Origin of the sequence: Mycobacterium colombiense (assembly GCF_001672755.1) — a bacterium.
Lineage (GTDB): Bacteria > Actinomycetota > Actinomycetes > Mycobacteriales > Mycobacteriaceae > Mycobacterium > Mycobacterium colombiense_C.
In genome coordinates this window covers 119,350-141,960 of sequence record NZ_LZKI01000034.1, presented here as the reverse complement: position 1 = coordinate 141,960, position 22,611 = coordinate 119,350, and the positions used below count along the sequence as shown (strand labels likewise).

Genomic DNA, 22,611 nt, shown 5'->3' with positions numbered 1-22,611 from the left:
CAAGCATGTCAGCTACGCGGTTTGGGCGATCGCCCAAACCAGCAGGCTGACGGTTTCTCGCGGAATGAGACGGCTCAATGGCAAAACGAACCAGGTACAGCGAATATCACGATCGGTACGCGAACTACCGGTTCGAACTCACCGACGACGGAATCCTGTTCATGCAGTGCCACACCAACGGCGGCAGCCTGGTGTGGGACTGGCGCGCGCACGACGACATGTCGGATGCGTTCGCCGACATCGCCGGCGATCGCGAGATCAAGGTCCTGATCCACACCGGCACCGGCGAGAACTACAACGCGAACTGGGGCCGCTTACCCAACGGCGACCTGGTGGACAAGCCCGAATACCTGCTGATGCCCGGTACCCGAGGCCTGGTCAAACTCGATGAAAAGGCTTGGTACGCAAGGCACCTGATCAGCAACGTGCTCGACGTCGACGTCCCGATGATCAGCGCGGTCAACGGGCCGTGCAACATCCACTCCGAGGTCGCGCTGATGGGCGACATCGTGCTGGCCTCCGAAGACGCGTACTTCCAGGACGCCTCCCACTTCCCCCGCGGCCAGGTGCCCGGCGACGGCCAGCACGTCATCTGGAGCTTCCTGGCCGGCCACACCCGCGCCCGCTACTTCCTGTTGACCGGCATGAAACTCGGGGCGGCCGAGGCCAAGGAGTGGGGCGTAGTCAACGAGGTGCTGCCCAAGGACCAATTGCTGGACCGGGCCTGGGAACTCGCCCGCGAATTGGTCAAGCGTCCACCGCTGACACTGCGTTATTCGCGCCAGTTGTTCACCAACCCGCTCAAACGGGCCTTCATCGACGAGCTGGGTCACGGCCTCGCCCGGGAAACCTACGCGCAGCGCGCCTTCTTCCCGTTCGGCGGCGAGATGGCACCGCTGGACCGGGCCTGGGACCAGAAGCCTTGGAACAACTCGGCGCCCAACGGCGGGCAACGCAGTGAAGGAGTCCCCTCGTGACCAGCATCCAGCAGCGCCTGTCGACCGGGCGGGGCAAGTTCACCACCGACTATCCCGAACTGGGGACCGCGCCCGTCAGCTATGAGGACTCGATCTCCGAGGAATTCTTCACCGCCGAGCGCAAGGCGGTCTTCGAGCGAAACTGGTTGTGCGTCGGGCGGATTGAGCGCCTACCCCGCAAAGGGTCGTACTTCACCCGTGATCTGCCCGGGCGGCTCGCCTCGATCGTGATCGCCCGCGACCGCGACGACACCGTGCACGCCTTCCACAACGTGTGCGCGCACCGCGGCAACAAGGTGGTCTGGCAGGAGCACCCGGGTCGCGAATCGTCCGGCACCTGTCGCGCCTTCGCGTGCAAGTACCACGGCTGGCGCTACGGCCTGGACGGCAAGGTCAACCACATCACCAACGAGGGCGAGTTCTTCGACCTCGACAAGAGCACGCTGCGGATGCCGCCGGTGCACTGCGAGGTCTGGGCGGGGTTCATCTTCGTCAACCTCGCCGACGATCCGGTGCCGTTGCGCAGCTTCCTGGGCGACGGCCTGCTCGGCATCGAGGCCTATCCCTTCGACAAGATGACGCAGCACTACGGGTTTTCCACCCGCATCAACGGGAACTGGAAGCTGGCCGTCGACTCGGTCTGCGAGTGGTATCACCCGCCGTATGTGCACGGTCGCTTCATCGATCCCGATGTCGCCAAGGCCGAGAAGATGGTGCCGCCCGTCGACTCCTACCACTACGAACTGTTCAGGCCGCACATGCTCACCTCGGTTCCCGGACCACCCCCGCTGCCACCGCGCGAACCGGGCACCGCGGGACCGGCCCGCCAGGACCAGCGCTGGGTCTACAAGCTGTTCCGCGCCGGTCTGTTCGGGCCCGACGACGTGCCCGACTTGGGCTTTGAGGGATCGCAACCGGAGTTCCTCAACCGCGGCGAGATCGCCTCGTGGGGCAATGACCAGTTCTGGGTCTTCCCGAACATCTCGATCCAGATCTGGGCGCGCGGGTACTACATCACCTACACCTACTGGCCCGAGACCGTCGACTCGCACATCTACGAGATCGACATGTACTTCGTGCCGCCGGCCAACGCCGCCGAACGGCTCGCGCAGGAACTGGTGGTCGACAGCACGATCGAGTTCGCGATGCAGGACGTGAACACGATCGAAGCTTCGCATTCGGCCCTGAAGACCCGCGCGCAGAACACTTTTCACCTCAGCGATCAGGAATTGCTGATCCGCCAGTTCCACACCGTCATTCGCGACACCGTGGACGCCCACCGGTCCGGGGAGCCGTCATGACCACTCTGCCCGATGGCTTCGCCGACCTCGAACCGCTCGTCGCCGACTGGGCGTTGCCGACCAGAGCGCAGCGCTACGAGGCGCGGCTGTCCAAGCCCTACGACGAGCTCGTCAGGTTCTACGACGCCATCGCCCCCCGGGCCGAGGAGGCGATCGCGTACCTGAATGGCCTTGACCTCAACGCATTACCGGACGATGCCGAGCGGCTCCTGCACCTGCTCTATTCGATGATCCTGGTCTCTTATGCCGTCAACGTGTTCAAGCAGAACCGCATCCCGGACTCCGGGGCCGCGTTCTTCGACATGGTTGCCGAACCGGCCGTGTGATATGACCAGACCGTGACCGCTTCCGAGCGACCCAAAGCGCGCGACTCCACCACGCGCGACATGCTGGTGGCGGCGACGAGTCAGATCATGGTCGAGGAGGGCTACGCCGCCGCCACGTCGCGGCGGGTGGCCGCCAAAGCCGGCGTCAAACCGGCCCTCGTGCACTACTACTTCCCCACGATGGACGAGTTGTATCTGGCGGTCTTTCGTAGCGGTGCCGCCGTCTACCTGGAACGTCAGCAGCAGGCGCTGGCCTCCGATCGCCCGCTGCACGCCTTCTGGGACACGCTCACCGCGCCCAAGGACACCCGGCTGCTGCTCGAATTCATGGGACTTGCCAACCACCGCAAGGAGATTCGCGCAGAAATCGCCGCATGGTCGGACCGGTGGCGCGAGCAGCAGATCACCGCGCTGAACTTCATCATCCGCGAACATGACATCGACGCCGACGAATTCCCGCCCGCGGCCATCGCGGTTTTCATCGCCTCGATTGGTCGCACCCTGATCTTGGAAGAAGGGCTGGGGTCTTCCGGGGGTCACGAAGCCGCCATCGCGTTGGTCAACCGATTGCTGGACCGGTTCGAGATGCCCAGCCCGAAGAAACGCCGGGCCACCTGACGCGTCGGCTCAGGGCAACACGATCCGCAGCCGCTCCCAGCCGCGCACGGTCGACGTCGACGCCAATTGCGCGGTGTCGTAGTCGATGTCCCATTCGGGCCACCGGTTGAGTATTTCGTCGAGCGCGACGCGGCCCTCGAGGCGGGCCAGGTTGGCGCCCAGGCAGTAGTGCACGCCCTTCCCGAAGGTGATGTGCGAGATGTTGTCGCGACGGATGTTGTAGGTGTCCGGATCGGCGTAGCGGCGGTGATCGCGGTTGGCGGCGCCGAAGAGCAACAGCATGGCGCTGCCGGCCGGCACCGTCGTGCCGTAGCACTCGAAATCCTTTGCCATCCAACGCGCGACGTGCGGTCCGGTGGGCTCGAAGCGCAACGTCTCGTCGATGGTACGGGTCAATAGTGACCGGTCCTCGCAGACCGCGCGACGCTGGTCGGGGTGCTCGGCGAGCACCTTGGCCAGCCAGCCGATCAGCCGGCCGGTGGTCTCGTTGCCCGCCCCGGCGACCACCTGGGTGTAGTGCAGCACCTCTTTGCGGGTCAGTTTGCGGTGCACCCCGTTATCGTCGTCGAATTCGACGTTGAGCAGCGTCGTCATCAGGTCGTCCGAGGGGTTCTTGGAACGCCATTCGACGTAGTCGGCGTAGATCCGGCCGTCGGCGATGGAGTCGGCGTTGGCGACCTTCAACGGCGCACCCGGCTTGGTGCGCAGGTTGGCGTCATTGGCGTCACGCACCGAGATCTGTTCGGACTCCGGGATTCCCAACAGCATCCCGATCACGCGCATCGGCATCATCGATGCGAGCTCGGCGATGATGTCGAATCCACCGGAACCGACCAGCGGGTCCAGGCAGCGTATGCAGTATTGCCGAATCTGGTCCTCGAGGGCGGCCATCCGGCGGGGGGTGAACACCCGTGACATCAGGCCGCGCAGCCTGGAGTGCTCCGGCGGGTCCTGGAACATCATGACGCCGCCGGGCATGTCGAATTTCGACTGGACGAGCTCGAGGATGTCGCTTCTCCGGTTGGAGAAGGTCTCCCAGTTGGCCAGTCCGTGCTCGACGTCGGAATGCCTTGACAGGGCCCAGAAGTCGTAGCGCTCGTTGTAGTAGATGGGCGCCTCTTCGCGCAGCCGCGCGTAGATCGGGTAAGGGTTGGCATTGATGTTGACGTCGTAGGGGTCGTAGTAGACGTCGGTGTCGTTGGTGACGGTCATCGATGCTTTCCTTACTTCAGGCAGCTGCCGGCATCCACCGGAAGCGCCACGCCGGTGATGTATCGGGCTTCGTCGGAGGCCAGGAACAGCACGGCATTGCTGATGTCCTGGGCGGTGACCCAGGGGATCGGCAGCGTGTGGAAGGTTTGGCAGATCGGCGCGAGGTCGTCGGGCCCCGGGTTCTCCAGATCGGGGCGGAAGGCATGAAAGGTGCCGTCGTTGATCAGCAGCGGCGTGTTCACATGGGTGGGCAGCACGGCGTTGACCCGGATCATCTTGTGCCCCAATTCAACCGCGAATGCCCGCATCAGCCCGATCACCCCGTGCTTGGCCGACGTGTAGTGGCCGGTGTGCAAGTAGGCCTTCTTACCCGCGACGGACGAGGTCAAGATGATCGAACCGCCGCGGTCCCCGTCGAGCATGTGCGGGACACCGGCTTTGACCGTCTTCCACACCCCGCTGAGGTTGACATCGATCATCTCCTGCCACAGCGCCTCGTCGGTCTTGTGCAGCTTGCCGGTCATCGTGCCGATGCCCGCGTTGGCGACGATGACATCCAGCCGCCCCAGCTGTTCGACACCGCTGTCGACCGCCGCCTTCAACGCGTCGTACTCACGCACGTCCGCTTCGGCGGTCACGACGCGAGCTCCGGCGTCCTTGACCATGCCCGCGGTGATGTCGAGGTCTTCCGGCGTGGCGGCGGGGGCCGGCGACCCTTCGAATCCACGGCAGATGTCGACCGCGATGATGTCGGCGCCCTCCTGCGCGAGCCGGACGGCGTGACTTCTGCCCTGCCCCCGTGCCGCACCGGTCACGAATGCGACCTTGTCATCCATCCGACCCATGCATCCTCCACCCATCAACTTTGGGCGATCGCCCAAACGTGTGGCGCAGGCCATGTTTAGCAGCATCCCGACAAGTCCGTCAAGACCGCTGGGCGGCCTCGATCAGCGTCGCCGCGGCGGCGCGGGCATGGACGACGGGCGCGGTGTCATTCAGCGACGTCGCCATCACGGTGGCACCCTCGAACAGCACGGCCAACGGCCTCGAGGTGAACATGCCCAATTACGCCGCGGCCATCGTGACCGCCGCTGAGGCCGTCGCCGCGATCGCCTCTCTTTAAGGCGATGTCACGGGGCGTCCGACCGCGTGAAGATCTGCGGCATGGGTGTGAAGGCTTCGTTAAGAACGAGGCACGGCGCCCGCCGGACCCGCACCGTAGAACCATGACGTTCGCCGCCACCCGCGACGGCGCCCTGCGCTGGACGCAGGCGCCGCTGCGCGCGGTGCCCGGCGCGGCGTCGGTTCGGGTCACGGCCGGCTATGCGGTCATCCTGCTCGCCATCTACCTCATCCTCGCGGCGCTGGGCCCGCACGCGCGCGAGGTCGCCGTGAGCCGAATGAGCACAAACGTTCACAACCTCGGGCGCGGCCATCTGGGCACCTTGATCGGGAGCGCATTCGTCAACGACGGCGGGGACCTGTTCTTCTGGCTGCCCGGGCTGGTCTGCCTGCTGGCTCTGGGCGAACTCATGTGGTGCGGCTGGGGGCTGCTCGTCACTTTCGCCGTCGGCCACATCGGCGCCACGGTGATCGTCGCGATCGGACTGGTCGCCGCCATCGAGACGGGGATGCTGCCGGTCTCGGTCGCCCGCGCCAGTGACGTGGGGATCAGTTACGGCGCGGTGTGCGTGCTCGGTGCGTTCACGGCGGCGATCCCGGCGCGCTGGCGCGGGGTCTGGGCGGGCTGGTGGCTGGGCACCGCGCTGGTGGCGGCGTCGAGTGCTGACTTCACCGCCGTCGGTCACGTGGTGGCGTTGCTGCTCGGCATCGGATTGTCGTTCCGGATGCGGCCGGTCGCCGCCTGGACACCGCTGCACCAGGCCTTGCTGATGGTCGCTGTCACGTTCGGGTATCTGTTGCTTGCCGGGCCTTCGCTGATGGCGCCGGCCGGCGGCCTGGCCGGCGCGCTCATCGGGCTGGCCACCAATCGCTCCCTAACCAGAGGGCCCCGTCAGTGTGTCGACGTGGTAGCGGCTGGCGGTCCAGGGCGGTGAGTCGGCGGTAGGCGTCAGGGTGACGGTCAGCTGCGCCTTGCCCGCGGTCACCGATTGCGGCAGCAGGTAGGTGTCGTCCAGCCACCGGTGAAAGGTGTTGCTGCGCGGCTGTAACCAGTTGCCCGTCGGTACGCCGTCGACGGCGACGTCCGCCGATTGAAATCCGGTCGCCTGATCCGAGGTCCGCCGCAGCAGGACGCCGTCGTTGTCCGGATCGATCTGGACGTGAAAGGCGACCGCGCCCTGGGTGATACGGACGGAGCCGACCACGGGCAGGGTGTCCTGAGTGCCCTCGTATTCGCTGACCAGCAGCTGGTCGGTCGCGTCGGAGTCGGTGTAGCCGTGCAGGACTCGATTGACGGGATCGGTGGGGCTGACGTCGTCGCCGGCGATGATGCCGGCGTCCGGCTGCGTGTAGAGGAATGCGGTCGAGCTGTAGTCGGGTTGCACCATATTTCTTTTGCCGTGCTCGATGCCGAACCGGATCCCGGAGTGATAGCCGATCGCGTCGGCCAGCATGATCCGGTACACGGCGACGCAGTAATCGGCGCATCCGCCCGTGGCGGTGCGTTGATCGGGTTGGCCGTTGAGTGGGTCGCTGAAGTGGGTGCCGTTCTTGAAGTACCAGCCGCCCTCGTAGAGGTCCTCGGTGCCGGTGCCGTACCACCGCGGGGAGGCGGCGCCGTCGGTGTAGACCCGCTCGGCGCCTTCGAGAAAGTAGGGGGCGTCAGCACTGAACGCGGTCTTGGTTCGATAGCCGCGAATCGTGTGGCTGACGCCGACGAATTTGCCGCGTCCCTGTTCCTCGGCGAACACCCAGTCCTGGCCCGCGGCGGTCGGTCCGGCGTGCGAGCGCGCGGTGAAGTAGCCGGCGCGGCCGCTGGTCAAAGCGGGCGCCCATTGGGCGTCGGGTGCGGTGGCGACGTCGCTCACTATTCCCGTCACCGGGGTGGTCCCCTCGTTGATGAGCGTGACACGGGCCGACTGCGCGAAAGGCATTGGCCACCAATCGCATAACACCCACGATCCATCGGGTTGGGCGCTGGTCCCGAACATCAACGATCGCACGGGGTTCGCACCGAGGCCGGCACCGAAGAATTCGCCGAGTGGCGAGTCGACCATGGTTCGGCCGTCGAACTCGATCTGCAGCCGCAAGTCACCCAGCTGTTCCGCAGCCGGTTCGGGCAGTTGCAGCCGCAGCTCCGAGATGCTGGCCGAGCCAGTCGATTCGGCGATGGTTTGCGCGGCGCCGGCGGCCAGGTCGCTGACCCGGGTGCTGTGCGCCGCACCGGCTCCCGCCGGTTTGGGGTCGACCACGCCGGCGGACTTGAGCGTGTCCAGCACATCGAGCGCGGGATCGGACGGTGAGAAGGTGTTCACCCCGTCGCCATCGGGAAACTGCCGATAGTCCACGTGGTAATACTCCAAATGCGATGTGACGCTGACCCTCATCGAGCGCCGGTAGGGCATCGGCACCTTGATGTAGACGCCGCCCGGCGATTGTGCGGCATTGGCCACCAGCGGCCACACGAACGGGGCCCCCAATTTGCCGTCGACCATTGATTGCAATGGGGTGTCTACAACGTCCTGCCCGTCCAGCTCGATGCGGATGTTTCCGAGAGCGCGCACATTGCCGCCATCGCGGGTCAGCCAAATCGAATCGATCTCTCCGGCACCGTGATCCTCCGCGATGACGCAGCCGGCACCCCCCGGTGCCAGGCACCCGCCACTACCGTTGCGATTACCTGTGGACATGTCGAAATCGCCGCCGCTGCGGTCAAAGCTCGATACCTGCAGAGTCTGCGAACCGGGGTTCAGATAGGGCAATCGGTCCAATCGGCGGTACGTATCCCAGCCGACCATTCGTGCACCCGATCGGTTCGTGTCGGGTGCGGCCGGCTCTGCGGCGGCCACCCCGGCACCGGGAATTGCCGATAGCAGCAACGCGAATACCGCGGAACTCACCCGCGCCGCCGCCGACATAGCCATTGAGCCTACTTTTGTCGGTCTCGTCGGCGGGCGATCCGGCCGGTAACTTCCCAACCACACGAGCAGTCCCGTACTCGTAGTTTAGGCGGGAGTGTAATTTCGTACTTGAAGTTGGATTTATTGCTATTTCACAAGCTCGTATCCTGTTTTGGGCCAACGTCTTTAGACCCTGGCCGCATTCTCGCAAAAATGCGGGCAAGGCGGTGCCGACGCATCGTCCTCGCTACTCAACGAGGACAACGCGCGGAGTTCGCATTCAAATACCCCTTTGCGGCGCAGTAAAACTCGCTTTTCGCGGGAATTCACGAAGCACACCGGCGCTACGACGCGAATTCGTGCGTCCGCTACTCGCCGGCTTTCAGTCAGGTGACGTAATTAATTGAAAATTACTCGTTCCCATACTCATCCGAGAGCTCAACGCGTAATATACCTACTCTCGGGCGTCAGATTTCTCCTACGGACGGAGTGGTCATGTCTGGTCTGAAATACAAAGTTGTTCTCGGTCTTCTCCTCACCTTCACCGCCCTCACGGCTTCCGGCTGCACAACACCGATAACGATCGACTGCGGACCCAACCTGACCTGCACAATGTAGGTCTGCCGGCTAACCGGCAGGGTCTCAGTTACTCGCACCCATTACTCAGTACGGCCCATATTCGGGCCTATTGAGTGCCCCCTGAATGACATTGGGTGCCAGTCCTCGCACGGCTGCGCGCCGCGACGTGTCGGTGTAGCAAATGCTGCCGTGACCGCATCGGCCACAGCGTTGTGCTCTGAAAACAGCTGGATTGCAAGGCTTTTGCCGATCACCGGCCGCGTTTCCGGTCAAACTCTGGATACAACGTCGGCACTCGAACACAGCGGGGGCGTGCGCACGTTTCGGGCCGTGCGCACGCTCTACGCCAATTGATTGCTGACCTTTGGACGGGTCGGCGGCAAGCCAATTTGCCTCAGCGCGCCAATGCCGAAAAGCGGATTGAATCCGTTGGCAATTCTAGAGCTGACGCCGACTCGGCATTTCCCCGGCGAGGCCGGCGCCGCTGCGGTTCGTCCCGCCCGATGATCTCGATTGTCACTGTGACAAATCGGCTTAAGCCACTGCGGCGCAAGAGAATCACCTCCCGCGCAGGCCTCGCGGGTGCTACGTTGAGGTCCTCATGTGGGCTCGTCTCCGCGAGAGGGGTAAACGCGGGCCAATCGCCGGCCGCGATTCCGAACCCCCCGATCGATTAATTCCGGCTAGGCCTTGTCGCTTTTGAGATCTCGATCCCGGCTGGGCTGAACGCGTTTGGGCTCACCGGGCATTTTCGGATAGTTCGGCGGATACGGCATATCCCCGAGCCCGCGCTCTTCGTCGGCCTCGGCCATTTCCAGTAGGGAAGCGATCGATTGGACCGCATCATCCATTGCGGCCCAGGGGTCCTCTCGGTCGCGGACCAGATCGGGCACCGTTGCCATGGTGTAGTCGTCCGGCTGGGCGTCGGCCAGCTCCTCCCACGTCAGTGGCATCGAGACCGTCGCGATCGGGGTGCGCCGCACCGAATACGCCGACGCCATAGTGCGGTCCCGGGCGTTCTGGTTGAAGTCGATGAAAATGCGTTCGCCGCGCTCTTCCTTCCACCAGGACGTGGTGACCAGGTCGGGCGCCCGGCGCTCGACCTCGCGGGCCAGGGCGATGCCGGCGCGGCGCACCTCGATGAAATCCCAGTCGCCGGCAATCCGCAGAAAGACGTGGATCCCGCGACCACCCGATGTCTTCGGATATCCGACCAGCCCGAGCTCGTCGAGCAGCGGGCGCAACACCTCGACCGCGACCGTGCGCGCCTGCTCGAACCCGACACCGGGCTGCGGGTCCAGATCGATGCGCAATTCGTCGGGATGGTCGGTATCCGGGCAACGCACCTGCCACGGGTGCAGGGTGACGGTGCCCATCTGTGCCGCCCACACGATCGCCGCCGGATGAGTCACCTTCAACGCGTCGGCCGTCCGCCCGGACGGGAACGTCACCTGGCACGTCTGCAGGTAGTCGGGATGGTGCTGCGGGATCCGCTTCTGATAGATCTCCTCGCCGTCGATGCCGTCCGGGAAGCGCTGCAGGTGGGTGGGGCGGTCGCGCAGGGTGTCGAGCATCGGCCCCCCTGCGACGGCGCGGTAGTAGTCCACCAGGTGTCGCTTGGACCCGTTCGACCCCAGTTTCGGGAAATACACCTTGTCCGGATTGGTCAGGCGCACCGCAACGCCGTCGACGTCGAGCTCTTCTGCAGCAGCCATACCTTCGATTCCAGCACAATCAGGCTATGGACCTCCCTGTCATGCCGCCGGTGTCGCCCATGCTGGCGAAGTCGGTGCGCTCGATTCCCCCTGACGCGTCTTACGAGCCCAAGTGGGACGGCTTCAGGTCGATCTGTTTCCGCGACCACGACCAGGTTGAGTTGGGCAGCCGCAACGAACGGCCGATGACGCGCTATTTCCCCGAGTTGGTCGCCGCGGTCAGAGCCGAGCTGCCGGAGCGCTGCGTGATCGACGGCGAGATCGTCATCGCCACCGACCACGGGCTGGATTTCGAGGCGCTGCAACAACGCATTCACCCGGCCGACTCGCGGGTGCGGATGCTGGCCGAGGCCACGCCGGCGTCCTTCATCGCGTTCGACCTGCTCGCCCTCGGCGACGACGACTACACCCGACGGCCCTTCAGCGAGCGGCGGGCCGCCCTGGTCGATGCCCTGGCGGGCTCGGGACCGTCGATCCACGTCACGCCGGCGACCACCGATCTGGGCACCGCGCAGCGCTGGTTCGACGAATTCGAGGGTGCCGGCCTCGACGGCGTGGTTGCCAAGCCGCTGGACATCACCTACCAACCGGACAAGCGGATCATGTTCAAGATCAAGCACGAGCGGACCGCCGACTGTGTGGTCGCCGGGTATCGGGTGCACAAATCCGGTGCCGGCGCGATTGGTTCGCTGTTGTTGGGTCTGTATCAGGATGACGGCCAGCTCGCTTCGGTCGGCGTGATCGGCGCGTTTCCGATGGCCGAGCGGCGGCGGCTGTTCGACGAACTACAGCCGCTCGTCACTGATTTCGAAGATCATCCGTGGAATTGGGCCGCGCACGAGGCCGGTGAGCGGACCCCTCGTAAGAATGAGTTCTCGCGCTGGAACGCCGGTAAGGATCTGTCGTTCGTGCCGCTGCGGCCCGAGCGGGTGGTCGAGGTCCGCTACGACCACATGGAAGGCCGGCGATTTCGTCATACCGCGCAGTTCAATCGGTGGCGTCCGGATCGCGAACCGCGCTCGTGCACCTACGAACAACTCGAACAACCGGTGACGTTCAGCCTCGGCGAGATCGTGCCGGGACTCGGTTCGGCCTAGGACGGCGGTCCATTCCCGGCCGGGCGGCGTCTGAGCCGGGATGCCGGCTTCGACTGTCACGATGCCGTTGTCGCGCGTATCGCGAACGAATGTTGTGATATCCCAACCCGTTTGAGCTTTGATCCGGTGCTGGTGAGCTACCTAGTTGGTTGTCGGTGGTGGTTGCGGCTGGAAGGGTTCGTACCACCACCAGTCGGCGCGCTCGCGGGTGGGGCCGTGACACGGCGGGACGGCGGGCGGGGCAAGGTTTGGCGGACGCGCGAGGGATCCCGAATGCAGTGATCGCCCGGAGCTGTCGGTGACGCCAGGATCGTCGGCGGGTCCGGCGATGGTGATGACGCCCCGGTGATGCAACCGATGGTGATAAGGACATACCAACACCAGGTTGTCCAATTCGGTCTGGCCGCCGTCCTCCCAATGCCGGATGTGGTGGGCGTGTAGACCGCGGGTGGCGCCACAGCCCGGAACCACGCATGCAGGATGGCGGTGCTCGAGCGCACGGCGCAACCGCCGGTTGATCACCCGTGTCGTACGGCCCGCACCGATGACATCGCCGTCGCATTCGAACCACACTTCACCCGTGGCATCACAGGTCAGGTATCGGCGTTCGGCGTCGCTGAGCAGCGGACCCAGATGCAGTGCCGCGACGGGCCGCTGAGCGTCAACGTGCACCACCACAGTGGTCCGATGCCCGTGTGGCCGGCGGGCCGCCTCGGCATCCCATCCGGCCTCGACCAGGCGCATAAACGCTTCGCCAGTGCTCGGCAACGGTGGCGCCTGATCGCTGGCGCCCTCGCCCTCGCCCTCGCCCTCGCCGCCGCGATCGTGTTTCCACTCGGCGAGCAGCGCGTCACGATGAGACGCCAGCGCCGCGTCGAACTTCGCCGCGTCCAGGTGTGGAAGTTTGATCCGCCAACAGGTGAACCCCTGGCCGGAGGTCACGGTGATCGAGCGCTGCGGTTCAGGCCGAGAATCGGGTTCGGGTCGCGGTTCCAGCTTGACCGCCGTACGCAGCTGGTTAACCGTCGCGATCCCGGCCAGCTGCGCGTAATGCTCATCAGATCCCTCACCGGCACGCGCCGCGATGACGCCGACCTGATCCAGCGACAATCGGCCCTCCCGCATGCCCTGGACGCAACGAGGAAACGCCTCGCGTCGGCGCGCGACGGTGGTGATCGTGTGGGCGTTTGTCGATGACGAGCCCATCTTCCAGGCCACCAACGCCGGGACCGACTGTGCGCCCGTGGCGCCGCAGAGCTCGTCGCGATCGATCTCGGCGACGATCTCCACAATGCGCCCATCAATCGCGTTGCGCTGACCGGCCAACTCCGCCAGCTCCTCGAACAGCACCTCCAGCCGCTCGGCGGGGCTCACCGCCACCGGAGGCGATGGGGTCAAGGACATAACCTCATCATCGCAATCGGGTACGACAAATCTCGGCCACCCAATACAGCGCTGGCAAGTGACCGGCCTCGACTCTGGCTGACGCGGCGGCCGCTCAGCCGTCGATGTGCGTCGGTGGGTCGGCGAAGGTGAAATCCGAGGGCTGCTGGCCGGGGCCCATCAGACCGCAGTGGTTGTCGGGCACGAGGTAGGAACTGGCGCCATTGGGAACCAGGCGGGTGACTGCGACGCAACGTTGCCAGGTGCCGTCGGGCTGGACGGGTCCGTCGCACTTGCTCAGAACCGGTCCCCCGTACTGACACCCGGCGCCGGCCGGCGGCGCTGCGGCGACCAGCCCCGCGGCCATCAGTAGGCCGGCTAATCCTGAAACGATGTGGCGCTTCATGGTTGCCTCCCGTCAACGACGCTACCGCCTCTGCAACGGCGAACCCATGGTTTAGCGGCGTTTAATCGCGTCCGGAGCGGGCACGCGGCCAGCATGTCAGTCACACCCTTTCAGGATCTGCCGTTGGCCGATCGCGACCGCAAATGGGACGGCGACGCGGCCGAAAAGCGGGTGCGGCAGTGGGCCGACGCGCAGGACGGGCCGAACCGGAAATACCGCGACGCGCACGTCTGGTACGACGGCGACAAGAAGGACAACTTCACGGCTTACAAGCTGCTGATCGCCGACGTGATCGACGGCGACCTCAAAGCCGTACCACGCGGAGTGATGGCGGCCGGGGCGATCATGGACGGCGCGCGCGGCGGTATCGACGTGCCCGCGTCCGATGTCGATCGGATCAAGAGCCACCTGGCGAAGTACTACAAAAAGATGGACGAGAGCCCGCCCTGGGAACGAGACTAGACCGCGACCATGAGCTGCGACAGCCCGCGCAGTGTGACGTTGGTCTTGTACTGGGGCTCGCCGTCCAGCCGGGCGTTCGGGAAACGCGCCGTCACCGCCGACAGGGCCACACCGGCTTCCAGCCGGGCCAGCGGGGCGCCCAGGCAGTAATGCGCACCGCGACCGAATCCTAAATGCCGCAACGCTTTCCGGTCGGGGTTGAAGGCGTCGGGGCGGTCGTATTCGGCGGGATCGCGCTGGGCGGCGGCGGTCAGCAGCATCATGATGTCGCCCGCGGGCACGTCGATGCTCCCAATTGTCATGTCGTCGCCCGCAGTTCGGGCGATCATCTGCACCGGCGGGTCGTAGCGCAACGTCTCCTCGATGACCGCCGCGGCACGGTTGGCGTCGGCGCCGAGCGCGGTCCATTGCGACGGTTGGCGCAGCATCGCCAGGACCGCGTTGCCGATCAGGTTCACCGTGGTCTCGTGACCGGCGACCAACAACAGGACGCAGGTGGAGACGATCTCCTCCGCGGTCAGCTGGTCGCCCGACTCTTCCACGGCGATCAACCCGGACATCAGATCGTCACCGGGCCGCGAGCGTCGCCGGTCGATCAGGCCATGCAGGTAGGCGCGCAACCACATTCCGGCGTCCATCCGCTCTTTCAGGTTGTCCGACGGCGTTCCGGTGAAGGCGACGAAGGGGTCCAGGGATTGCGCCAGCAGTGCGGATACCCGGCTGAATTGCGGCTCGTCCTCGATCGGTACGCCGAGCAACCGGCAGATGACCGCCACCGGCAGTGGATAGGCGAGGTCCTCGACGACTTCGAACCGTCCCCGTTCGGCGATCCGGTCGAGCAACCCGTCGATCAGCGCGGTGATGTCGGGTTGCAGCGCGTTCACCACCTTCGGCGCGAACGCCTTGCTGACCAGCTTGCGCAGCCGGGTGTGGTCCGGCGGGTCCTGGAACAGGAATCCCGGCGGGGTTTGCGGCGGCGCCTCGGCACCGGCCTCGATGAGCTGCTGGGTCTGCGCCTCGATCTGCGCGCGGGCGGCCGTCGACTTGAGCCGGTCATTGCTCGACGACGGGTGGCGCAGCGCTTCGTCGCAGTCGCGGTAGGTCGAGAACACCGCGAGGTTGCCCTCCGGCAAGGCGAACGATCCGCGTTCGCGAAATTGCGCGAACAGCGGGTAGGGGTCGGCCCGGACCCCCGGGTCCAACAGCCGCACCAACAGCTCGTCGGGCTTTGTGGACTCGGCCGGCGCTGTCGTCATGCTGACATTGTGCCCGCCGCCCGGCCGCGCCCGATTCAGCGGCGCAGGAACTCCACGATGTGGCCGGCCAGTTCCGCGCCGGCGTCCTCCTGCAAGAAATGGCCGGCGCCGCGGATCACCGGGTGGTCGATCCCCTGCGCGCCGCGCATCTCCCGCTCGAAGATGGCGGCCATCGGCCCGGTGATCGGGTCGCTGTCACTGAAGGCGACCAGCATGGGTGTCGGGCTCACCGAAAGCCTGGTCCAGGCGGTCTTGTTGGCCGCCGCGGCGGGATCGTCCGGCGACGTGGGCACCAGGCCGGGCATGGCGCGCGGCCCGGCGCAGTACTCATCGGTGGGGAACGGCGCGTCGTAGCCCGCGCGCTCCTGCTCGCTCATCTGGTGGCGACAACCACCCTGCACGAACGCGCCGATGTTCAGGGTCGGCGCCGACGTGATGGCTTCGCGGAAGCGCCACCAGACGTCGGCCATGGGCTGCTCGCCGTTCGGCAGCCCGGTGTTGGCGACGACCACCCGCGCGAACCGCTCGGGATGCTCTGCGGCGAGCCGCAATCCGATCAGGCCGCCCCAGTCCTGGCCGACCAGGGTGACGTTGCGGAGGTCGAGCACATCGAAGGCGACCGCGCGCATCCACTCGACGTGCCGCGCGTAGCTGTGGTCTTCGCGGCGGGTGGGCTTGTCCGAACGACCGAACCCGACCAGGTCGGGGCAGATCACTCGATGACCGGCGGCGGCCAAAATCGGAATCATCTTGCGGTACAGATACGACCACGACGGTTCGCCGTGCAGCATGAGAATCGGATCGGCGCCTTCCGGCCCGTCCTCCACCCAGGCGACACGCAGTGTGCCGCCTTCATCGTCGGACACATCGCCATACCTTGGGGCGTAAGGGAAGTCGGGGATGCCGCCGAATCGGTCGTCGGGTGTTCGCAGCGTCTGCATGTCACGTCCCTTCGGATAGTCCGGCCAGGCCCGGATCCGCGATCAGGCGATCGAGAAAGCCGAGCTGTCCCTTCAGCAATTTGATGCGCGCGGTCGCCACCGCGAACCAGCCCACGCGATCAACTTCGGGAAACTCCCGCAGCTTGCCCGATCCTTTCGGCCATTCCAATTCGAAAGTGTTGCTGCGCGCGTCGGTGATGTCGAGGTCGCCGTGCACGGCGAAGGCCGTCACCACCTTGCCGCCGGATTGCTTCAGCTGACCCAGGTCTACTCGCGGGCCGGCCGGCACCGCGAGCCCCAGCTCCTCGGCGAACTCGCGCCGCGCGGCAGCCCAGGGATCCTCCCCGTCGGTGTACTCCCCTTTGGGGATGGACCACGCGCCGTCGTCTTTGCGGGCCCAGAACGGTCCACCCGGGTGCGCGATCAATACCTCGACGACGCCGTCGCAGGTCCGGTACAACATCACGCCCGCGCTGAGTTTGGCCATCGAGTTCTATTCTCCCACAGCGCGTTCCAGATCCTTGAGTGAGGACTCCAGGTGTGCGAGCAGGCGTTGCAGATGCGGCACGCTGCGCCGGCACCCCACCAGACCGAAGTCCAGATTGCCCGCGTTGTTGGCCAAGGTGATGTTCAGTGCCTGGCCGTCCAGTGCGATGGACAGCGGGTAGTTGCCGTCGAGCCGGGCGCCCCCGTAGTAGATCGGCTGCGTCGGTCCCGGCACGTTCGAAATGATGATGTTGAACGGGGGGGACGTCGACGCGACCCAGCCTGGGACCGCCGCCAGCGCCAATGCCGACGTGTTGACGGCCGACAGTGCCAGCGCCTGAATCCGCGGCAACTGCGAGAAAACCTTCTTGTTGCCGCGCATCGAGTCGCTGATGGTCAGCAGACGCTGCGCGGGATCGTCGGCGTCGGTCGCGAGATTGCACAGGATGGCCCCGACCAGGTTGCCACCGGCGTCGGCCTCCTCCTCGGTACGCAGGCTCACCGGGACCATCGCGATCAGTGGCGTGTCCGGCAGCGCTTCCTGCTCGAGCAGGTAATAGCGCAGCGCGCCCGAACACATAGCCAGGACGACGTCGTTCACCGTGACCCCCGCGGCCTGCTTCACGCTTTTGATGCGGTCCAGTGACCACGACTGCGCCGCGCAGCGGCGGGCGCCCCCGATCTTGACGTTCAACATGGTCTTCGGTGCCCCGAAGGGCAGGGTCAGTTGCTGCTCGAACAGCGCCGCACGCGCCAGCCCTATTGTCGAGGGGGCCAGTGCGGCAAGGGATCCCGCCGTACGGGCCAATGAGCTCAAGGGAGAGGACGGGCCGGATCTGCGCTGGGGTTTGCGCAGGGTCCACGGCGCACGGATCTTGAGGTCGTCGGGGTCGGTGGACAGCGAGCGCTGCATCAGCTTCTGCGCGGAGACACCGTCGATCAGCGCGTGGTGCACCTTGGTGTAGATGGCGAACCGGCCGTCTTTCAGGCCTTCGATGATGTGCGTCTCCCACAAGGGGCGGTGGCGGTCCAGCAGGCTGCTGTGCCATCGCGAAGTGAGCTCGAGCAATTCGCGGACCCGTTTGGGCGACGGCAGTGCCGAACGCCGGAGGTGATAGTCGATGTCGACGTCGTCGTCGTAAGTCCAGCCCAGGTTTGCGATTCCGCCGACGAAGCTCGCGGGATGCTTGCGAAACGTGGGCTGGAAATCCGGCTGGTCGGCCAGACTTTTGTAGAGGTCACGAACGAAGCCGCGGCCGGCGCCCGACGGCGGCTCGAACAACTGCAAGCCTCCGACGTGCATGGGATGTTCGCGAGATTCTCCCAGGAGAAAGATCGCGTCGGTGGGCTTTATCAGTTCCATCCAACTATTAGACCCATTTCGGCCGGATCCGGAAAGCCATGGCATGATCCGACCGCGCCGGGCCCGCGCTCGGCTGCGGCCACGCGGTTGGGTCGCGTAGGGCGGGCGGCGTCAGGTCACTCGGAAGCCATCGACCATGTCGAGGTCGCGATCAAATCTCCGCGGTCCAGGCCGGCAGCGCGATGTTCGTGCACCTTGGCATACTCCTGGGTTGTCACCATGTCGATGAAGGCTTGCGGGTTTGGGTACTCGACGACGAGAATCGCGTCCCACCAAGGTAGTTCGCCTTCGCCGATCACCACCGACGGCGCTCCGCCGGCATAGCGCAGGGTGGCGCCGACGCGTTGCAGGTGCGGGGCCACCTCCCGGCCGTACTGCAGATAGCTCTCCACGCCGCCCCCGGGTTTGAACTTCAACAGGTTGATCATCACCACCGGCGCGTCAGTCGGTCGCGCCGCGAGCGCGGCGAATTGCTCGGGCGTCGGTTCCAAGCCGGCCATGTGAATCTCCTTGCGTTGGTTTTGTTCTAGAAGCGGGCCGGGTAGCTACAGCAGATCGGTGATGGTCTTCAAGCCCGCGTCGTAGAGCACGCCGGGCAGCATCCCGCCGTCGCATTCGATCGTGGTGCCGTTGACGAAGTCGGCCTGTCCGCCGGCCAGGAAAACGCAGACGCGCCCGACTTCGGCGGGCTCACCCGCACGGCGCATGGGCACGGCGGCGAAATACTTTGCGCCATCGGGGTCGTCCTTGGGCAGCACGAAGGACCGAAAGTTCTCGGTCATCGTGGGCCCCAGGGCTATGCAGTTGACCCGCACCTTGGGTCCCCACTCTTCGGCCAGCGACCGGGTGAGGTGGTTGAGGCCGCTCTTGGCCGCCCCGTAGGAGACCAGGGTCGGCGATCCCGCCGGATGTCCGGCGCCGCTGGAAATGTTGACGATGCAGCCGACGCCGTCCTGGGTCTGCATCTGCCGATAGGCACGGATCGCGAACCAGAGCGGGCTGATGAGATTCATCTGCACGGCGAAGGCGTGGAACAGGGCCGTGCGTGCGTAGTCGTCATCGTCGGCGGGCGCGCCCTGAATGCGTTGCACCAGTTCAGGAATGCTCTCGGCATGCGGCGCCGGGACGGTGCCGCCGGCATTGTTCACCAGGATGTCGACCCGTCCGTGGATAGCCACGACGTCCGCGACGAACGCGTCGATCGATCGGTAGTCACCCTGATCGCACACCTGTTGGGAAGCGCGGTCCGCCCAGTCCGGTTCGATGCCGGGGATGCCGTCGAGCGGTGAGCGCGAGCAGCCGATCACGGTCGCTCCGGCGCGCAGCAGTTCGTGGGCGATGCCCACGCCCACGCCGCGGCTGGTGCCGGTGACGATCGCGATCTTGCCGTCGAGGACACTCATCAACAGACCCTCTCACCGAACGGTCGATTATTGACAGTCACTGTCAGCGAGTCATAGCCTGCCATTTCATTCGCCGCCGTGTAAAGGCCGCACACCGTCCGGGAGGTCAATGATGAGTAGCCCGTCCAAGCTTCGTGTCGTCCAGTGGGCCACCGGGGGCGTGGGGAAAGCGGCGATCGCGTGCGTCATCAATCACCCACAGCTGGAGCTGGTGGGCTGCTGGGTGCACAGCGCGGACAAGAACGGCGTCGACGTCGGCAAGATCATCGGGACGCAGGATCTCGGTGTCGAAGCCACCACCAGCATCGACGAGATACTGGCGCTGGACGCCGACTGCGTGATGTACAGCCCGCTGATACCCAATGACGACGAGGTGATCGCGATCCTGCGGTCCGGGAAGAACGTGGTGACCCCGGTCGGCTGGGTGTACCCCGACCCGGGCAACAAGCGCCACCAAGCCGTCGCCGACGCAGCGACGGAAAGTGGTGTGACGCTGCATGGTTCGGGAATCCACCCCGGCGGCATCACCGAGCGGTTCCCGCTGATGGTGTCCTCGCTGTCGTCGGCGATCACGCATGTGCGTGCCGAGGAGTTCTCCGACATCCGCACCTACAACGCGCCGGACGTGGTGCGCCACATCATGGGATTCGGCGGAACCCCCGAGGAAGCGACGCAAGGGCCGATGGCCGGACTGCTCGAAGCCGGCTTCAAGCAGTCCGTCCGGATGATCGCCGATCACATGGGATTTCGCATCGATCCCAACATCAGAACCATCCAGGACGTCGCCGTGGCGACCGCGGATATCGACTACGACCCCTTCCCGATCACGACCGGCACCGTGGCCGCGCGCCGGTTCCGCTGGCAGGCGCTGGTTGACGGCGAGCCGGTCATCACCGCGGCCGTCAACTGGCTGATGGGCGAGGAGAACCTGGAGCCCGCCTGGAATTTCGGGGACCGAGGCGAACGGTTCGAGGTGGAGATCACCGGCGATCCCGATGTGAGCCTCACCTTCAAGGGTCTGCAACCGGAGACGATCGCGGAAGGCCTGGTGAAGAACCCGGGCGTCGTCGTCACCGCCAACCACTGCATCAACGCCATTCCCGACGTCTGCGCCGCCGAGCCGGGCATCAAGACCTACCTCGACTTGCCGTTGTTCGCCGGGCGTCCGGCCCCGAAGCTTTCGACGGGCAAGCGGTGACGGACAAGGGCGTCCTCGGCGACGTGTCGTTCTGCCACCTCGTCGTCGGCGTGACCGACATGGACCGTGCTCTGGCGTTCTACCGCGACGTGCTGGGCATGGAGATCGTCTTCGAAACCCTCATCTCCGGAGAGCCTTTCGACGCGGCCTTGCACTCGAACCGCAGGCAGGAGGGCCGGGTGGTCGGCGGGCTGTTGGGCGGGTTGATGGTCGAGCTACTGTCCATCGGCGCCAACCCACCCGAGCAGAAGCAGCGGCGCGGCATCACCGGAATCCATAATGTGTCGCTGTCGGTCACCGATCTCGACGACACCCACCGCCGCGTCATCGACGCCGGCTGTACCCCCGACCAAGAGCCCTTCGAGATCGGCGGCGTCCGAATGTTTTTCGTCAAGGACCCGGACGGGACACCGGTCGAGTTCATCGAACTCCCCGACGGGGCGCGAAGCACCTACGAAATGCACCGCGGCGTACCGCTGCAGATGGGACCCGTCAGATGACGTACAGCCACCCCGATTCGATGCGCGGGCACGTCGCGATCGTCACCGGCGCCGCCCAGGGCGTCGGTAAGGGCGTCGCCACCGCGTTGCTCGAACGCGGCGCCGAGGTACTGCTGGTCGACATCCAGGAAGAGGCCCTCGGTCGCACGGCCACCGAGCTCACGGCGATCGGGCGGGTCGAGCAACTGGTCGCCGATCTGCGCGACCCGGACAGCGCGCAGCGGATCGCGGCCGCGGCGGTCGACGCCTTCGGCACCGTGCACGGACTGGTCAACAACGCCATCGCCACCAACGAGCCCAAGGCGTTCGTCGACATCACCACCGAAGACCTGGCCCTCGGTTACGACGTGGGTCCCCGCGCGACATTCCTGCTGATGCAGGCCGTGCACCCACTGATGGTCGCGGCCGGCGGCGGGTCGATCGTGAACCTCGGTTCGGGGACGGGCACCGGCGGCGAGCCCAAGTGGGGCGGCTATGCCGCCGCCAAGGAAGGCATTCGTGGACTGTCGAAGGTGGCCGCGCTGGAATGGGGCCGCGACAACATCCGCGTCAACGTCATCTGTCCCTTCGCCGAATCCGACGGCGTCAAGTTCTGGAAGTCGTTCGCGCCCAAGGAGTACGACAAAGCCGTGGGCCGGGTGCCGATGAAGCGCATCGGCGACGTCCGCACCGATGTGGGCGCGCTGGTGACGTTCCTGCTCGGCAGTGACGCCACCTTCATCACCGGTCAGACCATCCACGTCGACGGCGGGATCGGCTGCTTCCGATGACCGGCGAGTCGCTCCGCGACCGGCAGCGCGCACAGATCCGCGCCGACATCCGGCGTGCGGCGTTCCGCCTGTTCGTCGAGCGCGGGTACGACGCGGTGACCACCGAGGAGATCGCCACGGCCGCCGGGGTTTCCCCGCGCACGTTCTTCCGCCACGTGCCGGCGAAGGAGGAGCTCCTCCTCGCGCCGGTGCGCTACGGCGGCGCCGCGATCGTCAATCTCCTCGAGGGACGGCCCGCCGACGAGTCGCCCGATGTCGCGCTGATCAATGCCATCATCACGCGGACTCGCTCATTCGAGCAGGCGGACACCGAAGAGTGGCGCGAAGCCCTGCTGGTGGTTCCCGACCTGCTCGACAAGGTCACCGTGCACCGGCCGGCCGACAAGGAGCGCGCGACCAAGCTCATCGCCGAACGGATGGGCGTCGCTCCGGAGGCCGACCTCCGTCCGGGCCTGCTGGTCCAACTCGCCTTCGCGGCAGCCGATTTCGCCTTTCAGCAATGGGTGCGACAGTCCGGGAAGCCGCGGCCGCTGGATCGATACGTCACCGATGCGCTGGACGCGGTCAAAAGCCCGCACTGGAGTCGGAAGTAAGCC

At 65.8% G+C, this 22,611-nt stretch carries 24 protein-coding genes; 11 read left to right on the top strand and 13 right to left on the bottom strand.

What is annotated here, in order from left to right; genetic code table 11:
- Nucleotides 1-77: 77 nt before the first annotated feature.
- The 4 genes from A5708_RS04950 to A5708_RS04935 are packed head-to-tail and all read left to right on the top strand — an operon-like array spanning nucleotide 78 to nucleotide 3,222.
- Nucleotides 78-977, top strand: coding sequence for an enoyl-CoA hydratase/isomerase family protein (locus tag A5708_RS04950; protein ID WP_065027548.1), 900 nt, complete (start codon nucleotides 78-80; stop codon nucleotides 975-977).
- Nucleotides 974-2,278, top strand: coding sequence for an aromatic ring-hydroxylating oxygenase subunit alpha (locus A5708_RS04945; protein WP_065027547.1), 1,305 nt, complete (start codon nucleotides 974-976; stop codon nucleotides 2,276-2,278). Before A5708_RS04950 ends, A5708_RS04945 begins: the two co-directional genes overlap by 4 nt.
- Nucleotides 2,275-2,604 carry a hypothetical protein gene (locus A5708_RS04940; RefSeq protein ID WP_065027546.1) on the top strand — a complete coding sequence of 110 codons (330 nt, stop codon included), beginning with the start codon at nucleotides 2,275-2,277 and terminating at the stop codon, nucleotides 2,602-2,604. The genes A5708_RS04945 and A5708_RS04940 overlap by 4 nt, the downstream gene beginning before the upstream one ends.
- Before the next feature lie 60 nt (nucleotides 2,605-2,664).
- Entirely contained in the window at nucleotides 2,665-3,222 is a 558-nt protein-coding gene (locus A5708_RS04935; protein WP_065027578.1) for a TetR/AcrR family transcriptional regulator, read from the top strand.
- 9 nt (nucleotides 3,223-3,231) lie between these two features.
- Here the strand turns inward: A5708_RS04935 and A5708_RS04930 are convergent, their stop codons facing one another.
- The 3 genes from A5708_RS04930 to A5708_RS27760 all read right to left on the bottom strand — a co-directional run bounded on the left by A5708_RS04930 (nucleotide 3,232) and on the right by A5708_RS27760 (nucleotide 5,493).
- A complete protein-coding gene (locus A5708_RS04930) occupies nucleotides 3,232-4,434 on the bottom strand; it encodes a cytochrome P450 (protein WP_065027545.1) in 1,203 nt (400 codons plus the stop codon).
- Nucleotides 4,435-4,445: 11 nt separating this feature from the next.
- Nucleotides 4,446-5,279: a mycofactocin-coupled SDR family oxidoreductase gene (locus tag A5708_RS04925; RefSeq protein WP_155765894.1), complete on the bottom strand. Its 834-nt coding sequence runs from the start codon at nucleotides 5,277-5,279 to the stop codon at nucleotides 4,446-4,448.
- A gap of 79 nt (nucleotides 5,280-5,358) precedes the next feature.
- Nucleotides 5,359-5,493 (bottom strand): hypothetical protein, encoded by a 135-nt coding sequence (locus A5708_RS27760; protein WP_269199376.1) that lies wholly within the window; start codon nucleotides 5,491-5,493, stop codon nucleotides 5,359-5,361.
- A 167-nt stretch (nucleotides 5,494-5,660) separates the two neighbouring features.
- Between A5708_RS27760 and A5708_RS04920 the strand changes: the two genes are divergently transcribed.
- Entirely contained in the window at nucleotides 5,661-6,491 is an 831-nt protein-coding gene (locus tag A5708_RS04920) for a rhomboid-like protein (protein WP_081292820.1), read from the top strand.
- Here A5708_RS04920 and A5708_RS04915 read toward each other — a convergent pair.
- Nucleotides 6,432-8,474, bottom strand: a complete 2,043-nt coding sequence (locus tag A5708_RS04915) for a glycoside hydrolase family 172 protein (RefSeq protein ID WP_065027544.1) — start codon at nucleotides 8,472-8,474, stop codon at nucleotides 6,432-6,434. The two genes, A5708_RS04920 and A5708_RS04915, sit on opposite strands and share 60 nt — an antisense overlap.
- A gap of 1,244 nt (nucleotides 8,475-9,718) precedes the next feature.
- Nucleotides 9,719-10,750, bottom strand: a complete 1,032-nt coding sequence (ligD, locus tag A5708_RS04910) for a non-homologous end-joining DNA ligase (protein WP_065027543.1) — start codon at nucleotides 10,748-10,750, stop codon at nucleotides 9,719-9,721.
- Between the two features lie 26 nt (nucleotides 10,751-10,776).
- On the opposite strand from ligD, the gene A5708_RS04905 reads away from it, so the two are divergent.
- Entirely contained in the window at nucleotides 10,777-11,847 is a 1,071-nt protein-coding gene (locus A5708_RS04905; RefSeq protein WP_065027542.1) for an ATP-dependent DNA ligase, read from the top strand.
- Between the two features lie 141 nt (nucleotides 11,848-11,988).
- Here the strand turns inward: A5708_RS04905 and A5708_RS04900 are convergent, their stop codons facing one another.
- A complete protein-coding gene (locus A5708_RS04900) occupies nucleotides 11,989-13,251 on the bottom strand; it encodes an HNH endonuclease signature motif containing protein (protein ID WP_065027541.1) in 1,263 nt (420 codons plus the stop codon).
- A gap of 94 nt (nucleotides 13,252-13,345) precedes the next feature.
- Nucleotides 13,346-13,636 carry a CDGP domain-containing protein gene (locus A5708_RS04895; protein WP_065027540.1) on the bottom strand — a complete coding sequence of 97 codons (291 nt, stop codon included), beginning with the start codon at nucleotides 13,634-13,636 and terminating at the stop codon, nucleotides 13,346-13,348.
- Nucleotides 13,637-13,729: 93 nt separating this feature from the next.
- On the opposite strand from A5708_RS04895, the gene A5708_RS04890 reads away from it, so the two are divergent.
- Entirely contained in the window at nucleotides 13,730-14,098 is a 369-nt protein-coding gene (locus A5708_RS04890; protein ID WP_065027539.1) for a hypothetical protein, read from the top strand.
- Here A5708_RS04890 and A5708_RS04885 read toward each other — a convergent pair.
- The 6 genes from A5708_RS04885 to A5708_RS04860 all read right to left on the bottom strand — a co-directional run bounded on the left by A5708_RS04885 (nucleotide 14,095) and on the right by A5708_RS04860 (nucleotide 19,547).
- Entirely contained in the window at nucleotides 14,095-15,354 is a 1,260-nt protein-coding gene (locus tag A5708_RS04885; RefSeq protein ID WP_065027538.1) for a cytochrome P450, read from the bottom strand. The genes A5708_RS04890 and A5708_RS04885 overlap by 4 nt on opposite strands.
- Before the next feature lie 35 nt (nucleotides 15,355-15,389).
- Nucleotides 15,390-16,295 carry a haloalkane dehalogenase gene (locus tag A5708_RS04880; protein WP_065027537.1) on the bottom strand — a complete coding sequence of 302 codons (906 nt, stop codon included), beginning with the start codon at nucleotides 16,293-16,295 and terminating at the stop codon, nucleotides 15,390-15,392.
- Between the two features lies 1 nt (nucleotide 16,296).
- Nucleotides 16,297-16,782: an NUDIX domain-containing protein gene (locus A5708_RS04875; protein ID WP_065027536.1), complete on the bottom strand. Its 486-nt coding sequence runs from the start codon at nucleotides 16,780-16,782 to the stop codon at nucleotides 16,297-16,299.
- A gap of 6 nt (nucleotides 16,783-16,788) precedes the next feature.
- Nucleotides 16,789-18,144: a WS/DGAT/MGAT family O-acyltransferase gene (locus A5708_RS04870; protein WP_065027535.1), complete on the bottom strand. Its 1,356-nt coding sequence runs from the start codon at nucleotides 18,142-18,144 to the stop codon at nucleotides 16,789-16,791.
- A gap of 116 nt (nucleotides 18,145-18,260) precedes the next feature.
- Nucleotides 18,261-18,644, bottom strand: coding sequence for a DUF1330 domain-containing protein (locus A5708_RS04865; protein ID WP_065027534.1), 384 nt, complete (start codon nucleotides 18,642-18,644; stop codon nucleotides 18,261-18,263).
- A gap of 45 nt (nucleotides 18,645-18,689) precedes the next feature.
- Complete coding sequence (locus A5708_RS04860; protein ID WP_065027533.1) at nucleotides 18,690-19,547, bottom strand: SDR family oxidoreductase; 858 nt, start codon at nucleotides 19,545-19,547, stop codon at nucleotides 18,690-18,692.
- A gap of 112 nt (nucleotides 19,548-19,659) precedes the next feature.
- Between A5708_RS04860 and A5708_RS04855 the strand changes: the two genes are divergently transcribed.
- Genes A5708_RS04855 through A5708_RS04840 form a run of 4 tightly spaced genes read left to right on the top strand, consistent with a single transcriptional unit; the run spans nucleotide 19,660 to nucleotide 22,608 of the window.
- Nucleotides 19,660-20,745: a dihydrodipicolinate reductase gene (locus A5708_RS04855; protein WP_065027575.1), complete on the top strand. Its 1,086-nt coding sequence runs from the start codon at nucleotides 19,660-19,662 to the stop codon at nucleotides 20,743-20,745.
- Nucleotides 20,742-21,245 (top strand): VOC family protein, encoded by a 504-nt coding sequence (locus tag A5708_RS04850; protein ID WP_081292818.1) that lies wholly within the window; start codon nucleotides 20,742-20,744, stop codon nucleotides 21,243-21,245. Before A5708_RS04855 ends, A5708_RS04850 begins: the two co-directional genes overlap by 4 nt.
- The gene (locus A5708_RS04845; protein ID WP_065027532.1) at nucleotides 21,242-22,015 is read left to right on the top strand and encodes an SDR family NAD(P)-dependent oxidoreductase; all 774 of its coding nucleotides are present in this window, start codon (nucleotides 21,242-21,244) and stop codon (nucleotides 22,013-22,015) included. The genes A5708_RS04850 and A5708_RS04845 overlap by 4 nt, the downstream gene beginning before the upstream one ends.
- Nucleotides 22,012-22,608, top strand: coding sequence for a TetR/AcrR family transcriptional regulator (locus A5708_RS04840; protein ID WP_065027531.1), 597 nt, complete (start codon nucleotides 22,012-22,014; stop codon nucleotides 22,606-22,608). The genes A5708_RS04845 and A5708_RS04840 overlap by 4 nt, the downstream gene beginning before the upstream one ends.
- Nucleotides 22,609-22,611: the final 3 nt, after the last annotated feature.

Coding starts and splice junctions, on each gene's coding strand:
- A5708_RS04865 (WP_065027534.1), bottom strand. CDS start 18,644: ATGGCCGGCTTGGAACCGACGCCCGAGCAATTCGCCGCGCTCGCGGCG.
- A5708_RS04940 (WP_065027546.1), top strand. CDS start 2,275: ATGACCACTCTGCCCGATGGCTTCGCCGACCTCGAACCGCTCGTCGCC.
- A5708_RS04905 (WP_065027542.1), top strand. CDS start 10,777: ATGGACCTCCCTGTCATGCCGCCGGTGTCGCCCATGCTGGCGAAGTCG.
- A5708_RS04925 (WP_155765894.1), bottom strand. CDS start 5,279: ATGGGTCGGATGGATGACAAGGTCGCATTCGTGACCGGTGCGGCACGG.
- A5708_RS27760 (WP_269199376.1), bottom strand. CDS start 5,493: ATGTTCACCTCGAGGCCGTTGGCCGTGCTGTTCGAGGGTGCCACCGTG.
- A5708_RS04890 (WP_065027539.1), top strand. CDS start 13,730: ATGTCAGTCACACCCTTTCAGGATCTGCCGTTGGCCGATCGCGACCGC.
- A5708_RS04880 (WP_065027537.1), bottom strand. CDS start 16,295: ATGCAGACGCTGCGAACACCCGACGACCGATTCGGCGGCATCCCCGAC.
- A5708_RS04935 (WP_065027578.1), top strand. CDS start 2,665: ATGCTGGTGGCGGCGACGAGTCAGATCATGGTCGAGGAGGGCTACGCC.
- A5708_RS04895 (WP_065027540.1), bottom strand. CDS start 13,636: ATGAAGCGCCACATCGTTTCAGGATTAGCCGGCCTACTGATGGCCGCG.
- ligD (WP_065027543.1), bottom strand. CDS start 10,750: ATGGCTGCTGCAGAAGAGCTCGACGTCGACGGCGTTGCGGTGCGCCTG.
- A5708_RS04915 (WP_065027544.1), bottom strand. CDS start 8,474: ATGTCGGCGGCGGCGCGGGTGAGTTCCGCGGTATTCGCGTTGCTGCTA.
- A5708_RS04870 (WP_065027535.1), bottom strand. CDS start 18,144: ATGGAACTGATAAAGCCCACCGACGCGATCTTTCTCCTGGGAGAATCT.
- A5708_RS04855 (WP_065027575.1), top strand. CDS start 19,660: ATGAGTAGCCCGTCCAAGCTTCGTGTCGTCCAGTGGGCCACCGGGGGC.
- A5708_RS04840 (WP_065027531.1), top strand. CDS start 22,012: ATGACCGGCGAGTCGCTCCGCGACCGGCAGCGCGCACAGATCCGCGCC.
- A5708_RS04845 (WP_065027532.1), top strand. CDS start 21,242: ATGACGTACAGCCACCCCGATTCGATGCGCGGGCACGTCGCGATCGTC.
- A5708_RS04900 (WP_065027541.1), bottom strand. CDS start 13,251: ATGTCCTTGACCCCATCGCCTCCGGTGGCGGTGAGCCCCGCCGAGCGG.
- A5708_RS04885 (WP_065027538.1), bottom strand. CDS start 15,354: ATGACGACAGCGCCGGCCGAGTCCACAAAGCCCGACGAGCTGTTGGTG.
- A5708_RS04950 (WP_065027548.1), top strand. CDS start 78: ATGGCAAAACGAACCAGGTACAGCGAATATCACGATCGGTACGCGAAC.
- A5708_RS04860 (WP_065027533.1), bottom strand. CDS start 19,547: ATGAGTGTCCTCGACGGCAAGATCGCGATCGTCACCGGCACCAGCCGC.
- A5708_RS04930 (WP_065027545.1), bottom strand. CDS start 4,434: ATGACCGTCACCAACGACACCGACGTCTACTACGACCCCTACGACGTC.
- A5708_RS04875 (WP_065027536.1), bottom strand. CDS start 16,782: ATGGCCAAACTCAGCGCGGGCGTGATGTTGTACCGGACCTGCGACGGC.
- A5708_RS04920 (WP_081292820.1), top strand. CDS start 5,661: ATGACGTTCGCCGCCACCCGCGACGGCGCCCTGCGCTGGACGCAGGCG.